We start from the raw sequence: 26,950 nt of genomic DNA on the forward strand, positions 1-26,950 counted from the left end.
AACTAAATTGGCGTTAAAACATTATGATAAAGACAAAAATTAAGTAAAGGATTGGCAGTCATCTTGCCAATCCATTTTTTATATCGTCTTTATTCAAAAGGCTATAAGGATGCTACATTCACCTCTTATTTTGAAAAAACCACTTGCTTTCAGGTCGTTCACGAGGGGTTAAATTCATAATAAAATAGCCAATAATTAAAATTAAGATAACGAATGCATAAAATAACGTATCTAGCGCATTATCATGTTCAACAATGATCAAACGAATCATTGCTGTTATACCAATATATAAAAAATAACGTAAGGGAAAATGATAGTTTTCCTTAAAATATTTTACAATCATAGCGACAAACTCAAAATATAGGAAAAATAATAATACATTGGCAAGAAACAGTTGGTAGTCTGTCGTATCACCTTCAAGTAAAATTGTTCCGAATAAAATAAGCTCCTTTACAAGTAAGACAGATAAAACAATAGCGAGAATAATCAGGGATACATTTAATATAACTTGTAATAAATAAGGAAATACATATAATGATTTTGTATACAGCGACTTTAAATTTTTCATGCAAATATAAGCCCTCCATTCTAGCATGATACGTACATATTTCTTATTGTTATCATAACACACCTCCAATAGATGACAGTATTAAATTTTCAATACTTTTTACTCTGTTAATAAAATCTAATATCTATTTTTTAAATAAAATAGAAGTAATAAACTATTCCTTTGACATGGAGAAAAAATTAAAAGCTAAAGGCAATAAATAAACTTCTATTTTTCCTATAGGACGTAGAGGCTTCTCGGTTATCGTATAAGCCAAGTTTTTCTGAAATTATGTTATGATAAAATAAATAAATCGAGGGGGGAGACTACGTGCTCGATTATACGAATTCAGTTCCTTTACATGTACAGTTGAAGGAAATAATTGAAAAGCAAGTAGAAAATGGCGAATTGCAAGGTCAAATACCAAGTGAACGTCAATTCATGCATACATATAATGTAAGTAGGAGTACAGTAAGGGAAGCTATCACGCTATTAGTACGAGAAGGAATTGTAGAAAAAAGGCATGGAAAAGGGACATTTGTTTCTTTAAAACCAATTCACGATTGGTTTGGAAATTTGCGTAGTACAACAGAAACAATTCAACATATGGGGATGGAGCCTGGCGCGCAACTAATTACAAATTATAAAACAACAACTCCAAGTTATATTCAAGAGCAAACTGGATTAAGAGAAGCATATTTTATAAAAAGAATACGTTACGCAGATCAGATCCCTATTGGAGTGGAGCGTCACTATTATCCTATATGGATTGGTGAAAAACTGCTGCAATATGATCTTAATAATGCGACCCTATACGATTTGCTGGAAAATGAATTAGGGATTACATTTGCGGAGGCGGATCAAACAATATCAAGCGGTCATATTTACGAAGAAGATCGACCTTATCTTTGTATAGAAAAAGACAAACATGTACTCATTGCCGAAAGAATTATAAAAAATGGAGCAGGGGAGATCATAGAATTTGAAGAAGCCTTCTATAAAAGTGATTTATATGCGTTTAAAATAAAGCTGTCTCGCAAATTTGGTTAAGTTGTGTTGCATACATGTAATAAGCGGGTACTTCATGGAGTGTATGGAGGGAAGAAAAGACTTGCTGGAGTCGGCTTACAATAGTTTAATTAGGTCGTTCGTTTTTGGGATATTTTGTAAATAACTCATAATAAATGCTTATAAATAGTATTTTAATTATTAATATCTGAATTTTTATAATAAATTGAAATATAGGGTGATAATTGTATATAATATGTGTGATCACAATCATTCAACTGGTACGGATGTCCTGATGAATCATTGTGTACAACGGTAGTTAACATGCATCAAAGGCATTTTTAAGCAATAACAAATAAGTAAAAAACAGCTAAATATAAAGTATGAGGAGGTGCCTGAATGATTATTCGTGTGCCAAAAGAGATTAAAAATAATGAACGTCGCGTTGCATTTACATCGTCTGGAGCTATGACATTTATTAGTCATGGTCATCGATGGTAAAAGGCATGTCCAAAGGATCGGTAATTATTGATGTAGCAGTGGATAAGGGGGGATCCATTGAATTATTACGACACATGTTTAACCAATATAAGAAAAACATGATGTATTGCCTTATGCAGTAGCTAATATCCCTGGGTTTGTAGCTAGAACAGCTACACTATCCTTAACAAATACTACCTGTCAGTATGGCATGTTAATAGCTAATCAAGGATTAAACAAGACGATTTAATTACATGCATCCTTAGCGAATGGTGTGAATACAGTTTACGGAAATATAACACATGAGAAAGTTGCAGCCGCTTTTGATTTACCGTATATACCATTATCTACAGCCTTATCAGAATATGTATCTGTATAATTTTAAAAAGGGGGATTTGGGAATGAAGGAGAAAATGGAAATGCGTTCTGTTACAGAAGAGAAGCCATCACACTTATGGCATGCCATGCATCGGCATGATCCGCAAGCGAAGCAGTTGGTTGCGGTTAAAGGAGAGGGCGGTTGGTTTACAGATGAGGCTGGGAATCGCTATTTGGATGGTGTTTCGGGTTTATGGTGTTTAAATCTAGGGCATGGAAGGCAAGAAATTATTGAAGCATGTGCAGAACAAATGGGGAAATTAACCTATTTTCCATTAACGATGAGTCACCAACCTGCATTGCAGTTAGCTACGAAGCTGAGTGATTTATTAGGCGGAAACTACCAATGCTTTTTTTCAAATAGTGGTTCGGAAGCAAATGAAACCGCTTTTAAGATTGCGAGACAGTATCACAAACAGACCGGGAATCCGGAAAAATATAAAATCATCTCCCGTTATCGGAGCTATCATGGGACTACTTTAGGTGCATTAAGTGCTACTGCACAAGCAAATAGACGTGTAAAATATGATCCGGCTGTTCCAGGGTTTTTACACGTCTATCCACCATATGCTTATCGGTCGATTTTTAATGGTACAAAAGAAGAGTCTGATTTAAAAACTGCGCAATTGGTAGAGGATACCATTCGTTGGGAAGGAGAAGAAACAGTAGCCGCATTTATAATGGAACCGTTTATTTCTGGTGGTGGAGTTATCATTCCCTCTATGGAGTATATTGAACGAGTTCAAGACATTTGCAATCGATACAATGTCTTGCTCATCATGGATGAAGTCGTTTCCGGTTTTGGCAGAACGGGAGAAATGTTTGGGTTTATGCATGCAAATGGGGTACAACCTGATATCGTAACGATGGCAAAAGGATTAACAAGTGGTTATTTACCATTAGGTGCAACTGCTGTAAAAGATAAAATCTATCAATCATTTAAAAACGTCGGCAAAGATAACCATTTTCGACATGTATCCACATATGGCGGACATCCTGCAGCGTGTGCAGTAGCGCTAAAAAATATTGAAATTATTGAACGGGAAAATGTAGTGCAACGTGTACACGATCTTGCTAAAAGTCACTTAAACACGTTGCAGCGACTAACAAAGTATGATTATGTTGGTGAAGTGAGACAGATTGGTTTCTTGGTAGGCTTGGAAATGGTCAAGGATAAAGTAACAAAAGAACCGTTAGAAGATGAAAAAATGGTGGAAATATTGCAAAACTGCAAGCACAGAGGATTAATTATTGGACGAAATGGCGATACGGTACCTGGCCAAAATAATGTCATCATCATTGCTCCACCATTAACAAGTACGGAAGAAGATTTGATGTTTCTAGTGGAGACGGTAACAGATGTTTTTAATCATCTCTTTGGTAGTAATATTTCTGGAAGTATTCCATTATAGAACCTGAAGTAATAACAAAGAGTAGATAAAATGGGGGGATGGCGTAACGTGAACTATGAGCGATTACAAACGTTTATTGCAGTAGCTGAGAAAAACAGTTTTTCAGAAGCTGCGAAGAAGTTATTTGTTACGCAACCGACGATTACCTCACAGATAAAAGCTCTCGAAGAAGAATTACAAACTAAGTTATTTGAAAGAACGACGAAAACAGTTAAGTTAACCCAATCGGGAGAAATTTTGTTAAAGTATGCTAGAAATATTGTTCAGCTAAGCAATTTGGCTCGAAAAGAAATTTTAAAAATAGAAGAAAAAATATATGGAGATTTAAAAATAGGGTGTAGCTTAACAATTGGAGAATACATTTTACCGCATTTTTTAAAGCGTTTCAAAGAGAAGTATCCACTTATTCATATGCAAGCAAAAATTTCTAATTCAACTTCAATTGTTCATCATATAAAGGATCAGGTCGTACATGTAGGATTAATCGAGACTCCAATTAATGATAAGCACATCGTGATGCATCCAATATTAGAAGATGAACTCTGCTTAGTAACGAAAGTCGATTATTTTCCTTTTCTTGAAAAGCAAATAACGTTAGATCAATTAAAAAACATTCCTTTAATCATACGTGAAAACGGTTCTGGCACGCGTGAAGTTGTGGAGCAATATTTAAAACGAGCGGGAGTTTCTTTTCATGATTTGAACATTGTAATGGAATTGGGCAGTACTGAAGCAATTAAAGCGGTAGTAGAATCAGGGTTAGGAGCTTCTTTTATTTCTAAAAACGCAATTTTAAAAGAGAAGCAATTAGGCTTACTAACGTCCTATAGCATAAAAAACGTTGCGTTTAACCGACATTTCTATTTGGTGTTTCGAAAAGGTCAGATCTTAACTTCAACTACAGAATTGTTTATGGATGAATTGAGAAAGATGGCTATAGCACTAGAGGGCAATATTTCCACAAATCGATTAGGTGTTGTTTAATGAATTCACGTTAAATAAATTGAATTTTCCATTCATTAGGGTTCTTTTTTTCGCTATTACTCGTAAGCAGCTCAATGATAGGATAGGATCTCAAGAACACTTGAAAGAAGAAGGGATTTATGTGCTGTTATTCCCCAGTTAGTTTTTTGTAACTTGGCATTTCTAAGTATGAAAGGATAGTCTTACAGAACTTTGTATTAAGAAGAATCGTATCAGTAAAACGAAAGATTTCGTCATAGCGATTTTGCGATAAACCATTTTTTCTAAAGAGGATATAATCAAAGGGAGGCATTGGTTATGGTAAAACAACAGTATGCGGAAAGTAAACAAGTAGGTAATAAAATGAAAATGACGCCTAGTGAGGCGATTGTTGAAACGTTAGTTGCAGAAAACGTCAAAGAAGTGTATGGTATTGTCGGATCAGCTTTTATGGATATGTTAGATTTATTTCCAACTGCAGGTATTCGATTTTTGCCAGTACGGCATGAACAAAGCGCAGCTCATATGGCGGATGCTTATACACGCGTGTCAGGAGTCGCCGGTGTAGTCATTGGGCAAAATGGTCCTGGAATTACAAATATGGTTACATCAGTTGCAGCAGCAAACCAAGCCCATACACCTATGGTTGTTATTTCCCCGTCAGCTGGGACGCCGACGATAGGCTGGGATGGTTTTCAAGAAGCAGATCAAGTATCCATTTTTCAATCCATTACCAAAGAGACGGTTAGGGTTACTCATAAAAGTAGGGTAGCGGATTGTTTGCGGACAGCGTTTCGAATTGCGTATGCGGAAAGAGGGCCGGTTCTTTATGATATCCCACGTGACTTATTTTACGGTGAACTAGAAGATCAAATTCTTTCTCCCCGTCAATATCGTGTTGATAAACGAGGAAATGGCGACCCTGCTGCAATAAGTGATGCTGTCACATTATTACAGCAAGCTGAAAATCCAGTTATCCTATCTGGACGAGGTGTAGTAGATGCTGATGCCGTTGATGTGGTAAGTAAAATTGCTGAGCATTTAACTATTCCTGTTGCTGTTTCGTATATGCATAATGATGCATTTCCTGCAGATCACCCATTAGCAGTGGGTCCTATTGGTTACATGGGGTCTAAGGCGGCTATGTATACATTACAAGAAGCTGATGTAGTTTTAGCAATTGGTACACGGCTGTCTGTTTTTGGAACTTTGCCTTGCTATGATATCGACTATTTTCCTAAACAGGCTAAAATTATTCAAGTTGATATTAACCCGAGAAATATTGCTAGAACCCATCCTGTTGAAATTGGGATTATTGGTGATGCGAAATCTTCTGCAGAAGCTATTTATGAACAATTAGAGAAGTCTGTTCCTAAAAGAAAAAGTAATGACGAACGATTAACAGCAGTTAGTAAACGAAAACAAGATTGGGAGCAAGAACTTATTGATCTTGCTATGGTAGAAGGGGAGCCAATTAATCCGCGTCGGGCTTTACTTGAACTGACGAAAGCTTTGCCAGAGAATACTATTATCTCAACAGATATAGGTAACGTCTCATCTACGGCTAATGCGTATTTGAAATTCACTCAAACACGGCGACATATTGCTGCTTTAACTTTTGGAAACACTGGATTTGCTTATCCTGCAGCTTTAGGTGCACAATTGGCTGAACCAAGCTCTCCAGTAGTTGCAATTATTGGCGATGGAGCATGGGGGATGAGTTTGCATGAGGTAAGTACAGCTGTAGAACAAAATATTCCAGTTGTTGCTTGCGTATTCAACAATAAGTCTTGGGCAGCCGAGAAGAAAAATCAAGTTGATTACTATGATAACCGCTTTATTGGGTCTGATATTGAAGCACCTGATTTTACAGAAGTAGCGAAATCAATGGGGGCATTGGGATATACCATAGAGCAACCAGAAGCTATTGCTGAAGTTGTAAATCATGTACTTCAACAAAGAAAGCCAGCTGTATTAAACATTATGGTTGATGGTACGCAGCTAGCTCCCCCGTTTAGAAAAGACGCACTGAAGATGCCTACACGTCTATTGGATAAATATAAGCATTTAGATTATGAAACTTGGGGTAAATAAGACGAGAAAATAAAAACTCACTGCATCCAATGAGGGGCAGTGAGTTTTTGTCGTTGAAGGGATAAGAAAGTATAAAATGAGGTGCTTGGAGTTAAGGAAATTCCTTTGTTCTATAGGAAACACTTGGCGACAAGCCAAGTGTTTTTAATTTAAAGAATCGTTGCTAAGGACGTTTGTTCTGAAGAAGGTTGTAGCTCGCTTCATTTGCTAGAACGATTTGTAAATAACAAGTATGAGTCATCCGTTATCCTATAAAACAATCTATTTCGTTGGGTAAGCGTAAATAACATAACGATCTGGCGCGTCCCCGATGTAGGAAAAAGGATAGCATGTAGATATCGTTAATACTTCGTTTTTTCTGTCTGGATCTATAACCGTCGTATCATCTGCAGCGACAATTTTATGATCCTGCATTGTATAAATAAAGGTACCCTGTTTCATTTTTACATGGAATTCATCTCCATCTTTTAATTGGTCAAAATTTCTAAACACGGTATCACGATGTCCAGATAATAAAATTTGTTTGTTTTCTCCTGGAAACCCTGTACCGGTATAATGACCAACACCTTGAGCTAGGTCGTCTTCATCTACACCTTCAATGATTGGTAATTCTCGATCAAGCTTTGGAATATAAAGAACGCCGACTGTATCTCCTTGTTTGAACGCATCATAATTAAATTTTTCTACATCTTCTACATCCGAAATTATTTTATGGGAAACAAATGATTCTGCTTCATCCATCCGCTCACTTTCCATTACCTTTGAATGATAAAGCTGAAACCCACCATAGCCTAGAATGGCTATTCCGCACACATTTAAAATGATTGAAAAAGTCCTTAACAACATTCCCACCTCTACCCAAAGATTTTAATAAGGTTTTAAATGATAAAATTTTCTTACAGTATATTTTAATCATATACGATGTTGGATAGGTTCGTAAAGCATGAAATTTTTTACTCTCATACCGCATAGAAATCAAGTTGTGTAAATTTCTATCCCATATTGACAGGAGTAAATAAGGCACTTTTTTGTAATCTTTGCACTGCTTCGTTTAGCACTTCTTCTGGCTGTACTAAGCCAATACGTACATACCCTTCTCCTGAAGGACCAAAAGCATTCCCGGGCACGACAACAATTCCTGCTTCATCCATTAGTTTATAAGCGAATGCAGTGGATGTATAATTTTTGGGAACTTTAGCCCAAATAAACATGGATGCTTTCGGTGAAGCAACCTTCCATCCAGCATTATGAAAACCAGTGACTAAAAGATCTCTACGTGCTTTATAGACGTTGCGTAATTTTTGTGTGAAGAAAGATGCATGTTCCAGTGCGCAAATTGCTGTTTTTTGTATTGGTAAAAAAACACCAAAATCTAAATTAGATTTCAAACGTTTTAGCCCGTCTACTATTTGTTCATTCCCTACTATATAGCCAATTCTGCACCCAGCTAAATTGAAACTTTTAGAGAATGAATTAAATTCTACGCCAACCTCTTTAGCACCATCAACCGAAAGAAAACTAATTGGTTTTTCGTCATAGTAAAGCTCTGAATAGGCAAAGTCATGTAAAATAGCAATGTTATATTTTTTAGCAATAGCCACTACTTTTTCAAAAAAAGCTTTTGTAGCCGTAGCTGGTACAGGATTCCCCGGAAAATTAAGGATCATCAGTTTTGACTTTTGCAAAATTTCTTCTGGAATAGCATGAAGGTCTGGAAGAAAATGATTTTCTGCTTTTAGTGGCATGAGGTATTGTTCAGCTTCAGCTAAAGCTACACCCGTATGGTATGCTGTATAACCTGGATCAGGAAGAAGAATTGTGTCACCAGGGTTTGTTAATACCATTGGCAAGTGAACCAAACCATCTTGGGAACCCATGACCATGAAAGCCTCTCGTGTTGGCATAAGCGGTACATGATATTGTTTGCCATAATAGGTTGCTATTGCTTCATGTAACTCATCCGTACCTGTAAGGGTATAGCCATATTGTGCAGGGTCTTGCACTTGCTTTGTAAGTTCGTCAATCACGAATGATGCTGGTGGAAGGTCTGGGCTTCCTACACTCAAGTCAATCATGTTGACCCCTTCGCTAATTTTTTTCTGTTTATAGCTGGAAAGTTCATTAAAAATAGATGTTTGAAAATGTTTCATTTTGTCAGCTAGATTAATATTCATGTGTAACCACCTTATCGTTGTGTATCCTTATACTGAAATTAGTATGATTATACCACTTTTACAAACAGAATGGTAAATGAAATTTTTATAGGAAACCATGTTTGCTTTCACTAAACAACTATAAGACGAATGGTTAAATTAGTCAGCATAAAATATAAAAACAAGTGTATAAAATTTGTTATTTACCCCCATATAAAACAATTTTTTAGCGTATAATTATTAGATAATTAATGTAAGATAGTAATATAGTTTTAAATTTTAGAAAATTAACTTGACAGTTAAATAAAGAATAATTAGAATAATGAATAAGGTGAGGAAGGAAGTGAAACGGTATGTCCTTGAGAGAGAAAAAAGTAGCAGAAAAAAAAGAGGAAATCATTCGTATGGCCATCCGTGTCCTATCGGAAAAAGGATACAATGGAATTACAATGGAAGAAATTGCTGCTAAGCTGTTAATGACAAAAGGAACTGTTTATTACTATTTTAAAGATAAACAGGAATTACTGTATCAGAGTCAAATTATGCTATTGGAACGGAGTTTGTGGAAAGTACAACAAATTCAACAAAAACAAATTCCTATCGATAAAAAGTTTAATCAATCCATTATTTCTCATATTGAATATATATTGGAGGAACGCTCTGGGTTTGAATTGATGTTAAAACCAGAACAAATATTTAATACAAAACAATTAGATGTTATTTTTAAACTTCGAGATACGTATGCCGAAATTTTTGATCAGATGATTACAGAGGGAATAGATGAAGGTACCTTTGATGTTACAGATGTAAAAGTGGTGCGAAATATAATTTTAGGTTCGATGAACTGGGTAACGCAATGGTATGCTGAGGACGGGGAAAAAAGTAGGACAGAGATTGCTGAAGATATTGCTATCTACTTATTGCGAATGTTGTCACCAAATAAGTGACAATAGGTCCTTGCTAACGAAAGTGAATAGACGATAAGCACGATAGGAAAGTATACATTTTTTTGGTTTATAGCAAGAAAGACAATGGCGTCTTTCTTCCATAAGATAATTAGCCGAATTTTTAAAAAAGATTTGTATTGTAGAATGTGAATATGGAATTTCCATAGTATTTGAGGAGAGTAATTACTTGTTAAGAAGCAAATTTTAATTACATGTTGGAGGAGATTAAATGGAAATAGCAAAAGGGGTTGCTGTTGTTACTGGTGGTGCATCTGGCCTTGGTGAAGCTACAGTAAGAAAAATTGTAGAGGGAGGTGGAAAAGCCGTCATTTTTGATCTGGCAAAGAAGAATGGTGCATTACTAGCTGAAGAACTCGGAAGTGCAGTAGATTATTATCACGTTAATGTAACTGATGAGAGAAGTGTACAGGATGCATTAGAGAATACGATAAATCAATTTGGAAAAGTGGATATGCTTATTAACTGTGCAGGAATAGGCGCCGCAGAAAGAACACTAGGCAAAAAGGGGGTACATGATTTAGGAATTTTTAAAAAAGTTATTGAAGTAAATCTGCTTGGAACGTTTAATGTCATTCGGCTTGTTGCGCAAAAAATGTCCGCTAATACTGTTAATGAAAATGGAGAGCGAGGAGTTATTATTAATACAGCTTCAGTAGCAGCGTTTGATGGTCAAATTGGTCAAGCGGCTTATAGTGCTTCCAAAGGGGGGATAACAGGAATGACGTTACCGATCGCTAGAGATCTATCATCTATAGGTATACGTGTTATGACGATTGCACCTGGATTATTTGAAACCCCGTTATTTGCTTCCTTACCTGAAAAAGCAAAAAAAGCGTTAGGAGAAATGACACCGTTTCCATCTAGGCTAGGTTATCCCGAAGAATATGCACAGTTAGCAAAAAGTATTATTGAAAATCCTATGTTGAATGGAGAAATCATTCGATTAGACGGTGCCATACGTATGCAGCCCAAATGATAAATAGAAATCTTTATACAATATAAAATATTAAAATGTAGGCTTAGTCGTTGAAGAAACTGTCATGATTTGCATTAGATAGACTATCTATGAAGAAAAGAGAGTTTTTATAAAAAACTACATTGCACATATAGTTGTAGTAAAAGCTAGATTAGGTTTTCTCAACGGTATTAGGAGGAGGTTTTTGCTTGAAAAGACATTTTTTAGAAGAAGAACATGCGATTTTCCGTAGTTCATTACGAAAATTTTTGGAACAAGAAGCAGCTCCATATTTCGCTGACTGGGAAGTGAATCAGCAAATACCAAGGTCATTTTGGAAAAAAGCAGGGGAACAAGGCTATCTATGTTCTTGGGCTAAAGAAGTCTATGGTGGTTTCGAAGCAGACTTTAGGTATTCGGTTGTTTTAAATGAAGAATTTGAACGGATTGGCACAGCAATGGTAGGATTGGGCTTACATAATGATATTGTAATGCCTTATATAGATACGTATGGTTCAGAAGAACAAAAAAAACGGTGGTTACCTAAAGCGATACAAGGAGAGATTATTTCTGCTATTGCGATGACGGAGCCTGGGGCGGGGTCTGATTTGGCAGCAATTCAAACAACGGCAAAAAAAGATGGGGATGCTTATATTGTAAATGGAGAGAAAACATTTATAACAAATGGTTCTTCCGCAGATTTAGTGGTCGTCGTTTGCAAAACGAACCTACATGCCCAGCCTGCTTATAAAGGAATAAGCCTGCTCGTTGTAGAAGCTAATACTCCAGGATTTCGAAAAGGGAAAAAGCTAAAAAAGATGGGACAGCTCGCAAATGATACATGTGAATTAATTTTTGAAGATGCTCGTGTACCAGCTGGGAATTTACTGGGAGAAGAAGGTAAAGGATTTTATTATTTGATGGAAAAGTTGCAGCAGGAGCGGTTATTAGTAAGTATGCAAAGTGTTGCAGCTATAAAAGAAATGATTACAATCACATCTGAATATGTAAAACAACGAAAAGCATTTGGAAAGCGAATTAGTGAATTTCAACATACACAATTTCAACTTGCTGAGCTTTATACAGAGTGGCAAATTGGCAATGTGTTTGTTGATCGTTTAATTGAACAACATATGGCTGGGGAGCAAATTGTGTCAGAGGTGTCCATGGCAAAGTGGTGGACGACAGACTTAGCTAAGAAAGTAGCAGCAATTTGTATGCAATTACATGGTGGATATGGTTATATGGAAGAGTTTGAAATTGCAAGAAGATATCGTGATGTAGCTGTGTCATCTATTTATGCAGGTTCTAATGAAATTATGAAACTAATTATCGCCAAAAATATGGGATTAGTAGATGCGGAATAGTTAGATAACAATTGCCGTGGTTCGTATTGGAATAGTCACCATATACGAAGAAAGATATTTACAGGATTATTTTTGCATGTGAAAATGGAATCTATTTATTGAAAGGGTTTACATCTCGGGATTAGGCAATAGTCAGTAATAACATATATCAGAAATGGAAGGGATGATCATATATTGCGAGAAGCGGTAATTATAGAGGCTGTAAGAACACCAGTTGGAAGGCGTAAAGGGAGTTTGTCAGCAAAACGTGCAGAAGATTTAGCGGCAAAACCTTTGCAAGCATTGATAGAACGAGTAGGCATTGACCCTGGACTAGTAGAAGATGTCATCTACGGTTGTGTGTCTCAAGTAGGTGAGCAGGCGTTTGATATTGCTAGGCAAGCTGCATTAATTGCTGATTTTCCAGTTGAAGTGCCTGGAACAACGATTGATCGTCAATGTGGATCGAGTCAACAAGCTGTTCATTTTGCTTCTCAAGCGATTATGAGCGGAGACATGGATGTGGTCATTGCCGGCGGCGTGGAAAATATGACGCGTGTTCCAATGGGGTCCAATATGCAAGGGGTTACAATAAATGAAAATTTAACCTCCAAATATGAAATCATTAATCAAGGGCTATCCGCAGAACGAATTGCTGATAAATGGGGATTTAGTCGCCAGCAACTAGATGAGTTTTCACTCATAAGTCATGAAAAAGCCATTGCAGCAATGAAATCGGGCTACTTTAATAAGGAGATCATGCCACTAGAAGTAAACTTACCAGATGGATCATTGGATTTGTTGAGGTATGATGAAGGACCGAGGGAACAAACAAGTTTGGATAAGTTAAGCGAATTAAAGGCTGCATTTCAAGAAGGTGGAAAAATCACTGCTGGCAACTCCAGTCAAATTAGTGATGGTGCAGCAGCGCTATTGCTAATGTCTCGTGACAAAGCAAACGAATTAGGGTTAAAGCCAAAGTTTCGGGTCTTAGCACGTACGGTGATTGGCTCTGACCCAACGCTTATGCTGACGGGACCAATACCTGCTACGGAAAAAGTATTACGTATAGCCCGATTAAGCATTTCCGATATCGACGTTTTTGAAGTAAATGAAGCTTTTGCCTCTGTAGCTTTAGCTTGGTTGCATGAAACTGGAGCAGATCCAAAACGTCTTAATCCAAATGGTGGTGCAATTGCGCTCGGTCATCCGCTTGGAGCCAGTGGGGCAAGATTAATGACAACTATGATACATGAATTGGAACGTACAGGTGGACGGTACGGATTACAAACCATGTGCGAAGGTCATGGTATGGCGAATGCAACAATTATTGAACGTTTAGCTTAATAGAAAAAAAGCTTGGTGTAAAATTTTAAACAAGGAGGTGTTCTTTTGCCGCTTACAGCCATCCGTGTACTTGATTTGACTCGATTATTGCCAGGTCCCTATTGTTCTATGTTACTTGCAGATTTTGGTGCAGAGGTTATTAAGGTAGAAGATCAAGATAAGGGTGACTATGCTAGAAATTATTATCCTCTCCTTGATGAGGACAGTGCCATGTTTCACGCGTTGAACCGAAACAAGAAGAGCGTCTGTTTAAATTTGAAACGGGAAGCAGATCGAACCATTTTTTTAAACATGGTCAAGGATGCAGATGTTGTTCTCGAATCTTTTCGACCGGGTGTAATGAAAAGATTAGGCGTAGATTATGAAACATTAAAAACGATTAACTCGCGAATTATTTATTGTTCGATTACAGGCTATGGACAAACAGGTCCATATGCTTCAAAAGCTGGCCATGATTTGAATTACCTTAGCTACGCGGGATTATTACATCTCATAGGAGAACAGAATGGCAAGCCAATTGTACCAGCTGCGCAAATTGCAGATATTGGTGGCGGTGCTTATCCTGCTGCATTAGGAATTATGCTTGCATTGTGGGAGAGGAAGACATCTGGTGAAGGACAATTCATAGATATATCGATGATGGACGGCGTTCTTGCTTGGTTACAAACGAGCTTACCCAATTACTTTGCTACAGACGAATTACCAGAACGCGGAAAACAGCCTTTAAGTGGAGCATTAGCATGCTATGAAGTTTATGAAACGAAAGATGGTAGATGGCTAGCGGTAGGAGCATTGGAACCGAAATTTTGGCAAGTATTTTGTGATACGATTGGCAAAAGGGAGCTAATCGCTTATCAACACGCGCCTTTACTTGAACAGCATCGCGTCAAGTATGAAATTCAATCCGTTATTCAACAAAAATCATTAAACGAATGGGTACAGCTTTTTGAAGGTGTAGAGGCTTGTATATCCCCTGTTCAAAATTTTTCGGAAGTAGAAAAAGATGCCCAAGTAAAGGCACGAGATATGGTTGTATCCATCCCCCATCCTACAGTTGGGGAGGTGAAGCAGATTGGCATACCTATAAAACTCTCTAAAACACCAGGAAGCATTCGTTCTTTAGCCCCTAACCATGGAGAGCATCAGGAAGTGCTTGATCCATATATAGCTCATAGTTCTACAGCAGCTTTACAAGATGAAAATTAAACGAAAACGGGGAGGAGGAAAAGTACAAGTCGTTCATTACACTTCTCTACTTACAAAAAAGTACACATCTTTTTAGCTATTTTAGAAAACTTTGCTTATACGATAAGTCCTAAAAAACTTGACAATGACCTATAGTGTAGAAACATTTTTACGTTGGAATACGTATGTTTTTGTAAGAAATAAGAAAGTATAAAAATTGTTGCTTTGGGATATCGATTTAACGAATAGCCATGTCCAGCAACTAGGCGAATTCACTTCATTGGTCTAAGTTAAGTCACCATCGGTTTGTGCTAAGTAGAAAGGCTGACTAAAAACTTTGCCTTAGTGTGTCGGCATACCTCTGTTTTAGTGGCAGGCTTCGTAAAACTTTCGTTGATTCGCTCCAGTCGCTACGTTGCTTAACAGGCGCTCTCAGCCTTTGTTACACAAAATTAAAATGGGAGGGATAGATTTGAATATAGGATCGACGTTAGCTAGGAATGCGCGGCAGTTTCCAGATAAGCAAGCTGTTTGTTTTGAAAATCACTCCTACACATATAAGCAGCTCAACGACGAAGTTAATAAGATTGCTAGCGGTTTATTAACACATCATGTAGGGAAAGGAGAAAAAATAGGTGTTTTAATGAAAAATTCCGATCAATTCATGATTGTATTTTATGCCATTATGAAAATTGGAGCTATCGCTGTACCGATTAACTTTCGTTTAACCGCACGCGAAATACAATATATTGTGGAGGATGCAGACATTTCTGTTCTATTTTTTGACGAAGCATATGTCCCTTTAGTTCGGCAAATTACGGAAAATAATCCGAATATAAAGTTACGCATTTGTGCCAGTGATCAAGCTTATGAAAACATACAAACGATACATGATATTCGTGTGCAAAATGTATTAGAACCTAATGTAGAAGTTGCAGAATCAGATGATGCCGAAATATTATACACATCTGGTACAACTGGAAACCCAAAAGGGGCTTTATTTGACCACCATCGAATCCTTTATGTCGCATTTACCTCAGCCATTATGATGAAAATAGATCCTGCAGACAAATTACTTCACGTTGCGCCATTATTCCATTCCGCACAATTAAACCTATTTATGATTACAGGTACTTTTCTAGGTTCTACGCAAATTATCCATCAAGACTTTCACCCCGCTCATGTATTACAAGCGATTGAACAATATAAAATCTCTCTCTTCTTTGCCGTGCCGACCATGTATAATTTCTTACTCCAAGCGTCGAATTATGAAACTTATGACCTTTCTTCAGTAAAACGTTGCGGTTATGGTGCTGCACCGATGCCAACCGCTTTATTGAAAAAAGTGATGCACTTATTTAAGCACGATCAATTTTACAATATGTGTGGTTTAACGGAAGCTGGTCCAGGTGGAGTTCTATTGTTGCCTGAGGAACATAAGACAAAAATGGGTGCAGGTGGAAAAGCTATGCTCTGTACGGAAGTCAAAGTCGTCAATGAATGGGGAGAGGATGCTGCACCTTATGAAGTAGGTGAATTTATTATTCAAAGTGAAATGGTGATGAAGGAATATTATAAAAATCCCGAAGAGACAAGACGAACGCTGAGAGACGGATGGCTTTATACTGGAGATTTAGCAATCATAGATGAAGATGGGTATATTACCCTTGTTGATCGAAAGAAAGATATGATTATATCCGGTGGTGAAAATATTTATTCTACAGAAGTAGAGCAAGTTCTTTATCAATCCCCTGATGTATTAGAAGCAGCAGTAATTGGATTACCAGATGAAATATGGGGAGAAAAAGTTGTTGCAATTGTTGTAGCAAAAGAAGGTCAAAGTTTGGAAGTAGAAAAACTAAAAACGTTTTGTCGCCAACATTTAGCTAGCTATAAAGTACCGACAGAATTTATTAAAGAAAATTTCATACCTCGCAATGCGTCCGGAAAAATCTTGAAATATCGTCTTAGAGAAGCACTACAAACAGGAGAGTCATCATCTTAGCAAATCATTAAAAAGGAGTGGAGCAAGTATGATGGATAGCCCTTTATTAATAACATCGTTAATCGAACGTGCAGAGAATTATTTTCCCAACAAGGAAATTATTTCAAGAACGCAAAAATATATGCATCGTTTAACGTATAAGGAACTTGGTGGCAGAGTAAGAGCGTTAGCTCATGCACTAAAGGAATTAGGGATACAAAAAGGAGATCGTGTTGGGACATTCGCTTGGAATCATCATCGCCATTTAGAAGCTTATTTTGCGGTTCCATCTATTGGTGCGATTTTGCATACCATTAATATTCGCTTATCAGCTGAGCAACTCGTATATATTATAAACCATGCGGAAGATAAAGTGATTCTTGTCGATGAGGAGCTTTTACCTGCGATAGAAAGTATATTCGATCAGCTTGAGACAGTAGAAACAATTATTGTAATGACAGACGAGGAGGTTGTCCCTGCATCTAAATTACCTTCTCTTTTACATTATGAACAGTTTCTAGAAGATGGGGATGCTACATTTGCTTTTAAAAAGGACATGGAGGAAGAGGAAGCAGCAGAATTATGCTATACATCAGGAACAACAGGTAAGCCGAAAGGGGTTGTATACTCGCACAGGGGTCTTGTTCTTCATGCGATGGCTTTAAGTCTAGCTGATACTTCTGCTGTTTCTGAAGAAGATGTTTCTATGCCTGTCGTTCCAATGTTTCATGCAAATGCTTGGGGGATGCCGCATGCAGCGACATGGATGGGAGCTAAACAAGTTCTACCAGGTCCCTATCCAACACCTGAAATTTTAGCAAGATTAATAGAAACAGAGAAAGTAACCATTACAGCAGGTGTTCCTACTATTTGGCTAGGTTTATTAAAAGAATTAGACAAGAAAACGTACCAGCTTGATAGTTTGCGTGGAATATTATGCGGAGGTTCTGCAGCGCCATTTGGAATGATAAAAGCCTTTGAAATGAAACATAAAATACCGTTTTTTCATGCATATGGGATGACTGAAACGACACCGTTAGCCTTATTTTCCAAATTAAAAAGTTCCCAAAAACAACTGTCAGAAATGGATAAATTAGATATAAAATCAAAACAAGGAATGGCGGTGCCAGGAATTGAAATAAAAGCTATAAATGAGAATGGAGATATAAAAAGAGATGGTCGGGAAATGGGAGAGCTGCTGATCAGAGGACCTTGGATTGCCGACTCGTACTATAAAGATGACCGTAGTGACAATTCGTTTCTTGATGGATGGCTGTATACGGGCGATGTCGTAACCATTGATGAGGAAGGGTTCGTGAAAATTGTTGATCGAACGAAAGATTTAATAAAAAGTGGTGGAGAGTGGATTTCATCGGTAGATTTAGAAAATGCACTAATGGCTCACGAAGCAGTGTATGAGGCTGCTGTTGTATCCGTTCCTCATGAAAAATGGCAAGAACGTCCAGTTGCTTGTGTTGTATTAAAAGATGATTATAGAAGCGTTGTAGGTCAACAGGATTTATACGCATTTTTAGAAGCACAATTTGTAAAATGGTGGCTGCCTGATGACATTTTATTTATGGATGCTTTACCAAAAACATCTGTAGGTAAATTTTTAAAAACAGCTTTACGAGAAGAAGTGAAAAAGCAATTAACGAAAGAATTTTAAACACGCATTGCATAAGTTTATCTTGGGTAGAAGGTGTTGTATACTCCCACTTCAAAAATTGGAAGGTGCGAGTTGAAACGGCCAAAGCGGGAGATAACAGCACCTAATCCCGATTTATCTAGAATTTTTTAGATTATCCCTTTGTTTGTTGTAATAATATTTAGTCGGGGATGAAATTGAAAATATAATTTATTTACTACTAAACTAGGGTAATTTCTTTTCAATAGCTGGCTCTGTTTGTTTTTCAATATATTCCGCTCCTAAAATAGAATAATCTAGTTCGTGTTGAGATAGTCGTGAATAAACTTGAAAACGGATAAGGAAAAAAATAATTCCAAGTAGGATCCAAACCAACAAAGCAATCCATGAAGGTGTGCTTAAAAATCCAGGTGAGCCAGGAACAACTAATAATAGAAAAAATGTTATTGCACAAAGTATGCCTAAAAGGGAAAAAAATTTTCTCTTTGGTGCTACAATTTGTTTGTTATTTTTAATATGTGTACGAGACCAAGCAAATATTCGGTAAGCAACAAAACATGCATAAAAGTAGGCAATGGTCACACCAAGTGCTGACATATCAACAACCCATAATAAGGCTTCTCGTCCAAAGAATGGCGCTGCAGCTGTTAATAATAAAGTAAATATTATACCAACATGTGGGGTGCGGTGTTTGGTATGTAATTTACCAAAAATAGCAGGTAAAACTTTTGCCCTGCCCATGGCAAATAGTAGGCGACTAGTAGACATATAAAAGCCATTTAACCCAGTAAAGATCCCCATAATAAGTGCTATGGCTAGTAAGAATACACCAAACTTACCGTAAGCATTTTCTACAATTGTCCCCGTTCCCCAAGCAGAGCCAACTTGCGAAGCATTAGCCCATGGTTCGCTCACACCAGTTGCAATAATGGTTAAACAATAGACAAAAGCAGAGCAAACAAGTGCAAGAACAATAATTTTAAACGTTTTTTTAGGGGAGAAATGAAATTCTTCAGCCGCTTGAGGAATATTGTCGAAGCCGATGAATGCCCAAGGAGCTATGGCTACGATAGCAAAGATGGAAGAAGCAGCGCCAATTTCTGGCTTAAACAATGGCTGTAAATTGGAAAAGGAACTAGAAGAATGGAATAACATAGTAATGGTAAGCAATAACACGCCACTAAGTAAAATGATACAAAATAAAAATTGGCTAAAACCAGTAATTCTTGCTCCACGTATGTTTAACCAAGCAATAATTGTTAATCCTATGCAGGCAATCATAACCTCGATAGCATATACGTCCCAACCTGCAATGCTGTATAATAATCCTGTTTCCACAAAAGTTGGAAATAAAAACTTACCAAGTAATGCTAAAGCAGATGCATTTAAAGCGACGATAGACAAATATCCTAATGTAAGAAACCAACCGCATAAAAATGCATGGTATCTTCCTAGTCCATAATAAGCGTAGGTGAACTCTCCGCCTGAGACGGGTAATTTTTCTACAAGAAATCCGTAACTTACTCCTATAATAATCATTAAAATGGCACCAATGATAAAGCCGAGGATGACTCCTAACGGACCAGCCATAGACATCCAATCTACTGGCAATACGAAGGCTCCCCATCCAATTGCTGAACCAAAAGCAATTGCCCATACCCAATGAGGTTTAAGGGATTTGGTTAGTTGTTCTCGATTTTCCATATAAAATACTCCTCTACTAAAAAAGGTTGTGATACTTATTTTATCCTATAGGAAAGTTTAAATTGAAAGGCTTATCCCAAGTATATCTAAGGTGATTAAAGAATATTGTAGTTAGTATGAGGTGAAACAGTAATTTTTTCCATGAGTCAAGTTACGTTGTTTTAACGCTTTAGAAAACCTATAAACCAAATTTTGAATGATTTCAAAAAAATCGTAATTGTTACATAGTAGTATTAGAGTTTATTTAAACATAGGTAAGCATTATTAGCAATATTTTTTAGAATATTCCGCTATTAATATCTTGTATTGTACTTATATTAAAAAATTATATAAAGGTAAATTAATATTTTTCCGATGAAGGACTGTCATTCGGAGGGGTTTTTTGAGCAATCTCTAAAATGTAACACTGTTTTATTAAAAATTCTACTCGAAGAATATAAAAAAGCTGAACAATAATAAAGGGATTGTTCAGCTTTTACTATTTAGTGATTGCTAACTAATGCCTAGTTTGTTGATTTTATGACCCTTAAATGGAATCATTCAACCTAGTAAGATTGCATTGTTACAAATAGTAGGTGTGTAACGATGATTCAAAGTTTACACGGTTTATAAAAGATAAACGGTCTTAATTTCCAGATAAATGCAAGCCAATCTGTGCAAGTAAGGCACTGCCTGCATATGTTCCTGTAAAAACAAAGACGGCTACGATTGCAACTTTCCATGAAGTATTTCGTAAATCAACAAGACGATTTGCAACAGATATACCCGCAAAGGTTAATATTGGTGTAGTTATGGAAAGAAAGTCAACTGCTTGAATTGCTTGGACAAAAAAATCGGATAGTAAACATAATAAAAGCGAGGTAATCGAAACCCAGCCTAAGATCGGGAAATTGCGAATAAATTTCACCGAGGATTTCTGCATAATAGTAGAAATGAAAATACCAATCATTGAAAATAGCCACAATACACCAAGACCAGCAAAGGTCATCGTTGTTATAGGCGTTGACTCAGGGTTTTTTATCAATTTAATTTCCATTGTAAAAAAAATTAATGCTACACTTAAGAGAAGGATCAGACCATATTTGACATATTTATTTTTTGGTATACTCATTTTTTATCACCTCGAACTAGTTTCTTATACATAAATGCTTGAATAGGCGCAGCTAAAAATACCATTGTAAAGGTGCCAAGAAAACTAGTGAGAAGTTGGCTGGCAGAAGCATATGCAAGAATGGTGCTTTCCATTTCAGGGATGCGCGCGACTAATGTTGCTGATGCTGCACTCATCATACTGCCTGAACCAACACCAGATGCCATAGCTAGTGCTTCAATTTGGATTCCTAAATCGAGTAAAATTGGTGCAAAAACGCTAAAAAAGATAGCCCCAAATAATGTTCCAATAATGTAGATGGAAAGAACGCCCCGACCTTCTTTAGATTCCAATGTGTACTTTTCTGAAATATATGCAAGCTCTCCCTCACGGCCAATTCCTAACGTAGCACCAATTGCTTCTCGGCGTAAACCTAACAAAATAGCAACTGGTAACCCGATGAACACCGTTCCTAAATTACCAAGTTCTTGAATAACAAATACCCAACCGACCTGCAAGATGTCTCTAATTTGTGGTGCGACATCCGCTCCGTATCGTGCCATTAAAGGGAGCATAATTAAAATCAGGTATGTGCTAGCAAAATGAATGTTCTTTTCACTGTATATTTTTTTCATGATTCCTTTACGAAATAATTTCAGACCTAAGAACATCGTTAATATAATGGCAAAAACTAAAGGAAGTAGTCCAATTGTAAACGGTCCTAATGGTATAGCTTGAAAACCTATTAATTCGGAGATGGTAATAATAACTAATGCAAAAGCGATTAAAAAAAGTAAGTTTTTGTTCATGTTCTGCCTCATTTCTTTGTTGGGTTGGAGTTATTTTGAACAATGGAAGCGATTAGTTCTTGATAAGCTTTATAGCTTTGTTTATATAGCTTTGCTTTGTCAATGCTTCCACTCATTTGTTCCAGTACTTGTGCTAAAAATCTCGGAAATATCTCGTAAATAAACGTAGGATCGACATCTATAAAGTCATCTCCATGGATGGTTCCGGTAAAGCCGCTATAGCCAATTTGTATACATGGCATTATAAAGGAAAGGTCGCCTATATCCCCTGCAGCGCTAATAAAGTTACCATTTAGTATTTCATCAATTTCAGTGTTTTTATGGAATGCTGCTTCAACAAATGTGGATAGATACCTATCTTGTACGAATGGTAAATAGCCCATTTGTGTATCAATCGTTACATTTCCTTGTAGAGCCATGGCACTTCCTTTCGCCGCATCGTCCAATTTTTCCGCTGTCTCTTTTAAATAGTCTACAGATTTGGTTCGCAAGTCTGTTCCTACTACGATGTGATTAGGGATAACATTTGTAGACATATCCGATTCCATAATGATTGGATTAATTCGAACATGCTCTGACTCTTTTAATTGTTGACGACTAAGTCCGATTGCAGTATTAAACAGCGTCGACATATGATACGCATTCTTAGAAGAAAATGGATCAAATCCAGCATGTGTAGCTTTACCTTCAAAAGCGTATTTTTTGTATAAAAAACCAGCTAAATCGCAATTAATTTCAATGGTTCGTTTAGAAAATTCTCCGCCAATGGCATGCACACATATACTTAGGTCGATGTCATCAAAAACACCTAGTTTCATAGCTTCTGGTTTCCCACCATAATGACTAATTTGACCTTCTTGTAACAATTGCTGACGGTAGGTTAAATCTAAGTATTCTTCTGCGGGTACAAAAACGAATGTTAGTTTGAAATCTAAATTTTTATATGCTTTTGTCTTAAAGAAATATTGATAGAGTGCTAGAGCTATCGCTATTTGTGAGTAATGACCGCAGTTATGGGCTGCTCCTGTTTGCTCATCAGCATACATATGGGTAGGTGCATAGACTGCATCTAATTCAGCGATAAAAGCAATGTGTAAATCATCTGTTCCTTTAGTTCCTAAGCTTGTCTTAAAACCAGTTAAACTAAAATTTTCAATGTCAATATTAGGGTTTACTGCCTTTAAATAATCAATGACTTGTTTTTTTGTACGTTTTTCTTTATATCCAAGTTCAGGATGGTAATAAATATCCTCAGCGACCTGTTTTATGGCTTCATATTGTTGTTTAAATTGCATTTGGATGCCCCCTGTAAAATATGTCGAAAAAACACGAATTTATCTTATCACTATGTTGAAAGTTCGTCAATAACGAATATTTTTAAGTATATACGTTTTATTGTTCGTTTTTTAATTGTTTGATAAGTGGGAAACAAGGTAATATTTGATTTTTGCAACAAATTAACATAGGGTTGTTTTTTTAGAAATGAATGTTATACTTATCCCATTCAAATTAAATCGTAACTTTCATATAATCGCGGGGATATGGCCTGCAAGTTTCTACCGGTTTACCGTAAATAAACTGACTATGAAAAAGGTATGGCTTATGCTATTATGGCATAGTCTATTCTTTGTTATTTCGTTTTAAAAGTTCGGAATACATTGCTTTTTCATGGAAAGGCAGTGTATTCCGAACTTTTTTTATGGTCTAGGAAATTATAAAATTTTGCAGCTGTGGATAAACTAACTAAGTTATTTAGCCACGTCCGGCTCCAGCGCCCAGCAACTAGGCGACTTCACGAAATCGCCTTACGATAAGTCATCATCGGTTCGTTCCTCACCGTGATTCCTAAAACTTTCGTTGATTCGTTCCAGTCGCTACGTTGCTAACCGGGCGCTTGCGCCTTTGTTCCACTATAGGAAAGTATAAAAGTTTATAGTATAAGAAAAACTACACCTTTCGCCATAGGACTTGGCGACAAGCCAAGTTTTTCTAATTCTATCCGTGTATGTTCCAATAAGAGGATGCTAGATGGAGATATAGGAGAAACACCTACTGTATGGGACAATCAACTAGACAAAGGGGACAACAAAGAATGAAATCGTTACTCGAAGAAGACCAATTTCAGCGTAATCAACATCTATCTAAGCAAGAAAGACCACGAGTTTTAAAGTCACTTATGATTGGTTCACAGCATGTTTTAGCAATGGATTTGTTTATTCCACCTATTATTTTAGCTGGGCTTCTGTCGCTTTCTGTCGCAAATACAGCATTACTTATTCAAATGACATTTCTAGCTTGTGGTATTGCTACGGTGATACAAGCAGGGTTTGCAATGAAGCTACCTGTTATGCAGGGCCCTTCTTTTATACCATTGAGCGCTTTAGCAGCAATTGGAACTACCTCTGGACTAGGCGCTATGATTGGTAGCTTGATTCCTGGGGCCATATTGATTGCTTTGTTAGGCTGTCCTTTCCGAATATTCAGTAAAATAATTCAATCTTTTATACCGAAACTTGTTGCTGGAACAGTAATTATTGTGGTGGGTGTTGCATTAATGCCAAGCGCCATTCAATCAATTTATACTGCTTCAGGTCATTTTGGCACGAATGTTTTCATTGCTGCTTTGAGTATGGGAGTGTTAGTAGTATGTATTTATATAGGAGAAACATTTATCAGTTTTAAGTTTGTGAAATTGTTTTCAGTTATTCTCGCCTTAACTATAGGCACAGTCGTAGCTTCATTCTTTGGTATGTTGGATTTTTCATCGGTGTATACAGCTAAGTGGTTTGCAATGCCACATCTTTTTGCTTTCGGTGTCCCCACCTTTGAATGGGAAGCGATTATGATTGTGACTTTTCTTTATTTTATTATTATGATTGAAACAACAGGCACCTGGTTTACCGTTAGTAATGTGACTGGACAGCCTCTTGATGATAGACGTTTAAATGGCGGAGCATTAGGAGAAGGTATTGGCTGTTTAATAGGCGCTTGCTTTGGTGGTACATCTGTTACTGGCTATTCTTCTAATGCTGGGGTAGTAGCCATTACTGGTGTGAAAAGCCGTTATCCGGTGATAGCTGGAGGAATTATTTTAATTGCATTAAGCATGATGCCTAAAATAATGAATGCTATTGCCAGTATCCCGGCTCCAGTTGTTAACGGTGTGTTCGCTTTAGTCTGTGTCGTCATTATGATGAACGGATTTCGAGTGGTAAAAGATATCCCGTTTTCTGAACGAAATATGTTAATGATTGGCATCCCAATTATGTTAACGTTGTTTACAATATTTTTACCAGCTGAAATTATTGAAAAAATGCCAGACATAATTCACTATTTATTATCTTCAGGAATGGCGGTTGGGGCTTTAGCAGCAGTTATATTAAATAAACTGCTACCTGAAAAAACAAATCATATAATACGAAATGTAAATAATAAACCATTAACAAATCATGTAGATAAACATTATGAAACGATCACTGGAGGAAAAAGATGAAACAAACACTTTTAAAAAATGGATATATTATTTCAATGAATGCAAATAGAGAAGTATTTGTTCACGGAGATGTTCTCATTGAAGGCAATACAATCAAAGCAGTTGGGCATGTTACAAAAGACAGCATTCACGATGATGCCGATGTAGTAGACGTTACTGGGAAAATGGTTATGCCAGGTCTTATCAATACGCATGTTCATTTGTCACAACAACTAGGTAGGGGCATTGCAGATGATGTGGATTTACTAACATGGTTGCGTAAACGAATTTGGCCATATGAAAGCAGTATGACAGAGGAGGAAGCGTATATTTCAGCCCTTGCTTGTAGTATTGAACTTATTAAATCAGGTGTTACGACTTTGGCTGAAGCTGGCGGTCATCATGTAGATGCATTAGGAAAAGCGGTCAAAGAAGTTGGACTTCGGGCTATTTTATCACGCTCAACCATGGATATGGGGGAAGGATTGCCATTAAATTGGCATGAAACAACAAATGATGCATTGAAAAAACAAGAAGCACTTATAGAGAAATGGCATCATACTTCTGACGAGCGAATTAAAATGTGGTTTGGTTTACGTACTATATTTAATTGTTCTGATGATTTAATAAGACAAACAAAACAATTAGCTGATCAATATGGAGTTGGTATTCATATGCATGCAGCAGAAATAATGGATGAAATTCGTTATACAAAGGAACAACGTGGTGCTTCAACTATTGAGCATTTACATAAACTTGGTTTATTGGATGAAAACTTGTTAACAGCACATATGGTTTGGCTAACAGATCGAGAAATGGATCTTGTGATGTTACATAACGTTAAAGTTTCCCATAACCCAGGTGCAGCAATGAAGGTGCTCGGTTTTGCCAGAATTCCAGAAATGCTGGAAAAAGGAATCGATGTGTCCATTGGTACAGATGGCGCGCCCGCAAATAATCGTATGGACATGATGGACGAAATGTATGTAACATCACTCATACATAAAGGAAGAACATTGGATACAACGACTGTTCCCGCTGAGCAAGTCCTAGAAATGGCGACTGTAAAGGCAGCGAAATGTTTATTGTGGGATAGGGAGATTGGTTCATTGGAGCAAGGAAAAAGGGCTGACCTCATTATTATTGACCCTAAACAAATAGGAAGTTTCCCCATGCATGACCCGATTGCCAATATCGTTTATTCCATGCATGCAAGCAATGTAGAGTCTTCCATGTGCAATGGGCAATGGTTAATGAAAGATCGAAACATTTTAACCGTCAATGAAAATGAAATAATAGAGACAGCTCAGCAATTGGCGGAAGGTGTTGTGAAACGTGCAGGCATCCATTTAAAGGAACGCTTCCTGCATGTAAGGTAAGGAGTGTTTCAGGAAAAACGTTTTTGTA

At 36.9% G+C, this 26,950-nt stretch carries 22 protein-coding genes and 1 riboswitch; of the genes, 15 read left to right on the forward strand and 7 right to left on the reverse strand.

Annotated features, from left to right (window positions below; translation table 11 throughout):
- Window positions 1-118 precede the first annotated feature (118 nt).
- A complete protein-coding gene (psiE, locus tag HLX49_RS10320) occupies window positions 119-568 on the reverse strand; it encodes a phosphate-starvation-inducible protein PsiE (protein WP_073013284.1) in 450 nt (149 codons plus the stop codon).
- Between the two features lie 309 nt (window positions 569-877).
- Between psiE and HLX49_RS10325 the strand changes: the two genes are divergently transcribed.
- From HLX49_RS10325 to xsc, 6 genes are all read left to right on the forward strand, one after another.
- The gene (locus tag HLX49_RS10325; RefSeq protein ID WP_296361699.1) at window positions 878-1,597 is read left to right on the forward strand and encodes a GntR family transcriptional regulator; all 720 of its coding nucleotides are present in this window, start codon (window positions 878-880) and stop codon (window positions 1,595-1,597) included.
- A gap of 464 nt (window positions 1,598-2,061) precedes the next feature.
- On the forward strand, window positions 2,062-2,178 hold the full coding sequence (locus HLX49_RS17105) for a hypothetical protein (protein ID WP_164085478.1): 117 nt from the start codon (window positions 2,062-2,064) through the stop codon (window positions 2,176-2,178).
- Window positions 2,163-2,285, forward strand: coding sequence for a hypothetical protein (locus tag HLX49_RS10330; RefSeq protein ID WP_077702860.1), 123 nt, complete (start codon window positions 2,163-2,165; stop codon window positions 2,283-2,285). The genes HLX49_RS17105 and HLX49_RS10330 overlap by 16 nt, the downstream gene beginning before the upstream one ends.
- Before the next feature lie 151 nt (window positions 2,286-2,436).
- Complete coding sequence (locus tag HLX49_RS10335) at window positions 2,437-3,825, forward strand: aminotransferase (protein ID WP_296361702.1); 1,389 nt, start codon at window positions 2,437-2,439, stop codon at window positions 3,823-3,825.
- Between the two features lie 30 nt (window positions 3,826-3,855).
- Window positions 3,856-4,809, forward strand: coding sequence for a selenium metabolism-associated LysR family transcriptional regulator (locus HLX49_RS10340; RefSeq protein WP_296361704.1), 954 nt, complete (start codon window positions 3,856-3,858; stop codon window positions 4,807-4,809).
- 297 nt (window positions 4,810-5,106) lie between these two features.
- On the forward strand, window positions 5,107-6,882 hold the full coding sequence (xsc, locus tag HLX49_RS10345; RefSeq protein WP_296361706.1) for a sulfoacetaldehyde acetyltransferase: 1,776 nt from the start codon (window positions 5,107-5,109) through the stop codon (window positions 6,880-6,882).
- Between the two features lie 261 nt (window positions 6,883-7,143).
- On the opposite strand, the gene HLX49_RS10350 is transcribed toward xsc, so the two are convergent.
- Together HLX49_RS10350 and HLX49_RS10355 are read right to left on the reverse strand one after the other, a co-directional pair.
- Complete coding sequence (locus tag HLX49_RS10350) at window positions 7,144-7,728, reverse strand: class D sortase (protein ID WP_296361708.1); 585 nt, start codon at window positions 7,726-7,728, stop codon at window positions 7,144-7,146.
- Window positions 7,729-7,874: 146 nt separating this feature from the next.
- Complete coding sequence (locus HLX49_RS10355) at window positions 7,875-9,056, reverse strand: LL-diaminopimelate aminotransferase (protein WP_077702864.1); 1,182 nt, start codon at window positions 9,054-9,056, stop codon at window positions 7,875-7,877.
- 332 nt (window positions 9,057-9,388) lie between these two features.
- Here HLX49_RS10355 and HLX49_RS10360 point away from each other — a divergent pair, with 332 nt between their 5' ends.
- The 7 genes from HLX49_RS10360 (at window position 9,389) to HLX49_RS10390 (ending at window position 18,489) form a co-directional block, all read left to right on the forward strand.
- Complete coding sequence (locus HLX49_RS10360; protein WP_296361711.1) at window positions 9,389-9,982, forward strand: TetR/AcrR family transcriptional regulator; 594 nt, start codon at window positions 9,389-9,391, stop codon at window positions 9,980-9,982.
- A 229-nt stretch (window positions 9,983-10,211) separates the two neighbouring features.
- Window positions 10,212-10,979, forward strand: a complete 768-nt coding sequence (locus HLX49_RS10365; protein WP_077702866.1) for a 3-hydroxyacyl-CoA dehydrogenase — start codon at window positions 10,212-10,214, stop codon at window positions 10,977-10,979.
- A gap of 188 nt (window positions 10,980-11,167) precedes the next feature.
- Entirely contained in the window at window positions 11,168-12,325 is a 1,158-nt protein-coding gene (locus tag HLX49_RS10370; protein ID WP_077702867.1) for an acyl-CoA dehydrogenase family protein, read from the forward strand.
- Window positions 12,326-12,499: 174 nt separating this feature from the next.
- Window positions 12,500-13,651, forward strand: coding sequence for a thiolase family protein (locus tag HLX49_RS10375; RefSeq protein WP_077702868.1), 1,152 nt, complete (start codon window positions 12,500-12,502; stop codon window positions 13,649-13,651).
- A gap of 45 nt (window positions 13,652-13,696) precedes the next feature.
- Window positions 13,697-14,857, forward strand: coding sequence for a CaiB/BaiF CoA transferase family protein (locus HLX49_RS10380; protein ID WP_296361715.1), 1,161 nt, complete (start codon window positions 13,697-13,699; stop codon window positions 14,855-14,857).
- A gap of 451 nt (window positions 14,858-15,308) precedes the next feature.
- Complete coding sequence (locus HLX49_RS10385) at window positions 15,309-16,841, forward strand: class I adenylate-forming enzyme family protein (protein ID WP_296361716.1); 1,533 nt, start codon at window positions 15,309-15,311, stop codon at window positions 16,839-16,841.
- A gap of 28 nt (window positions 16,842-16,869) precedes the next feature.
- Window positions 16,870-18,489: a long-chain fatty acid--CoA ligase gene (locus HLX49_RS10390; RefSeq protein ID WP_296361718.1), complete on the forward strand. Its 1,620-nt coding sequence runs from the start codon at window positions 16,870-16,872 to the stop codon at window positions 18,487-18,489.
- 204 nt (window positions 18,490-18,693) lie between these two features.
- Here HLX49_RS10390 and HLX49_RS10395 read toward each other — a convergent pair whose 3' ends face one another.
- The 4 genes from HLX49_RS10395 to HLX49_RS10410 form a co-directional block, all read right to left on the reverse strand.
- A complete protein-coding gene (locus HLX49_RS10395; protein ID WP_101933600.1) occupies window positions 18,694-20,172 on the reverse strand; it encodes an APC family permease in 1,479 nt (492 codons plus the stop codon).
- A gap of 625 nt (window positions 20,173-20,797) precedes the next feature.
- Entirely contained in the window at window positions 20,798-21,283 is a 486-nt protein-coding gene (locus tag HLX49_RS10400; protein ID WP_296361721.1) for a hypothetical protein, read from the reverse strand.
- On the reverse strand, window positions 21,280-22,071 hold the full coding sequence (locus HLX49_RS10405) for a DUF3100 domain-containing protein (protein ID WP_296361723.1): 792 nt from the start codon (window positions 22,069-22,071) through the stop codon (window positions 21,280-21,282). The genes HLX49_RS10400 and HLX49_RS10405 overlap by 4 nt, the downstream gene beginning before the upstream one ends.
- Window positions 22,072-22,079: 8 nt before the next feature.
- Window positions 22,080-23,366: a M20/M25/M40 family metallo-hydrolase gene (locus HLX49_RS10410; RefSeq protein WP_077702874.1), complete on the reverse strand. Its 1,287-nt coding sequence runs from the start codon at window positions 23,364-23,366 to the stop codon at window positions 22,080-22,082.
- Window positions 23,367-23,574: 208 nt separating this feature from the next.
- Window positions 23,575-23,676, forward strand: a riboswitch (purine riboswitch).
- Window positions 23,677-24,163: 487 nt separating this feature from the next.
- On the opposite strand from HLX49_RS10410, the gene HLX49_RS10415 reads away from it, so the two are divergent.
- Window positions 24,164-25,564 (forward strand): nucleobase:cation symporter-2 family protein, encoded by a 1,401-nt coding sequence (locus HLX49_RS10415; RefSeq protein WP_296361726.1) that lies wholly within the window; start codon window positions 24,164-24,166, stop codon window positions 25,562-25,564.
- On the forward strand, window positions 25,561-26,922 hold the full coding sequence (locus tag HLX49_RS10420; RefSeq protein ID WP_296361727.1) for an amidohydrolase: 1,362 nt from the start codon (window positions 25,561-25,563) through the stop codon (window positions 26,920-26,922). Before HLX49_RS10415 ends, HLX49_RS10420 begins: the two co-directional genes overlap by 4 nt.
- Window positions 26,923-26,950: the final 28 nt, after the last annotated feature.

Source organism: Virgibacillus sp., from assembly GCF_013393565.1.
In the GTDB taxonomy this organism is placed as follows: Bacteria; Bacillota; Bacilli; order Bacillales; family Amphibacillaceae; genus Virgibacillus; species Virgibacillus dokdonensis.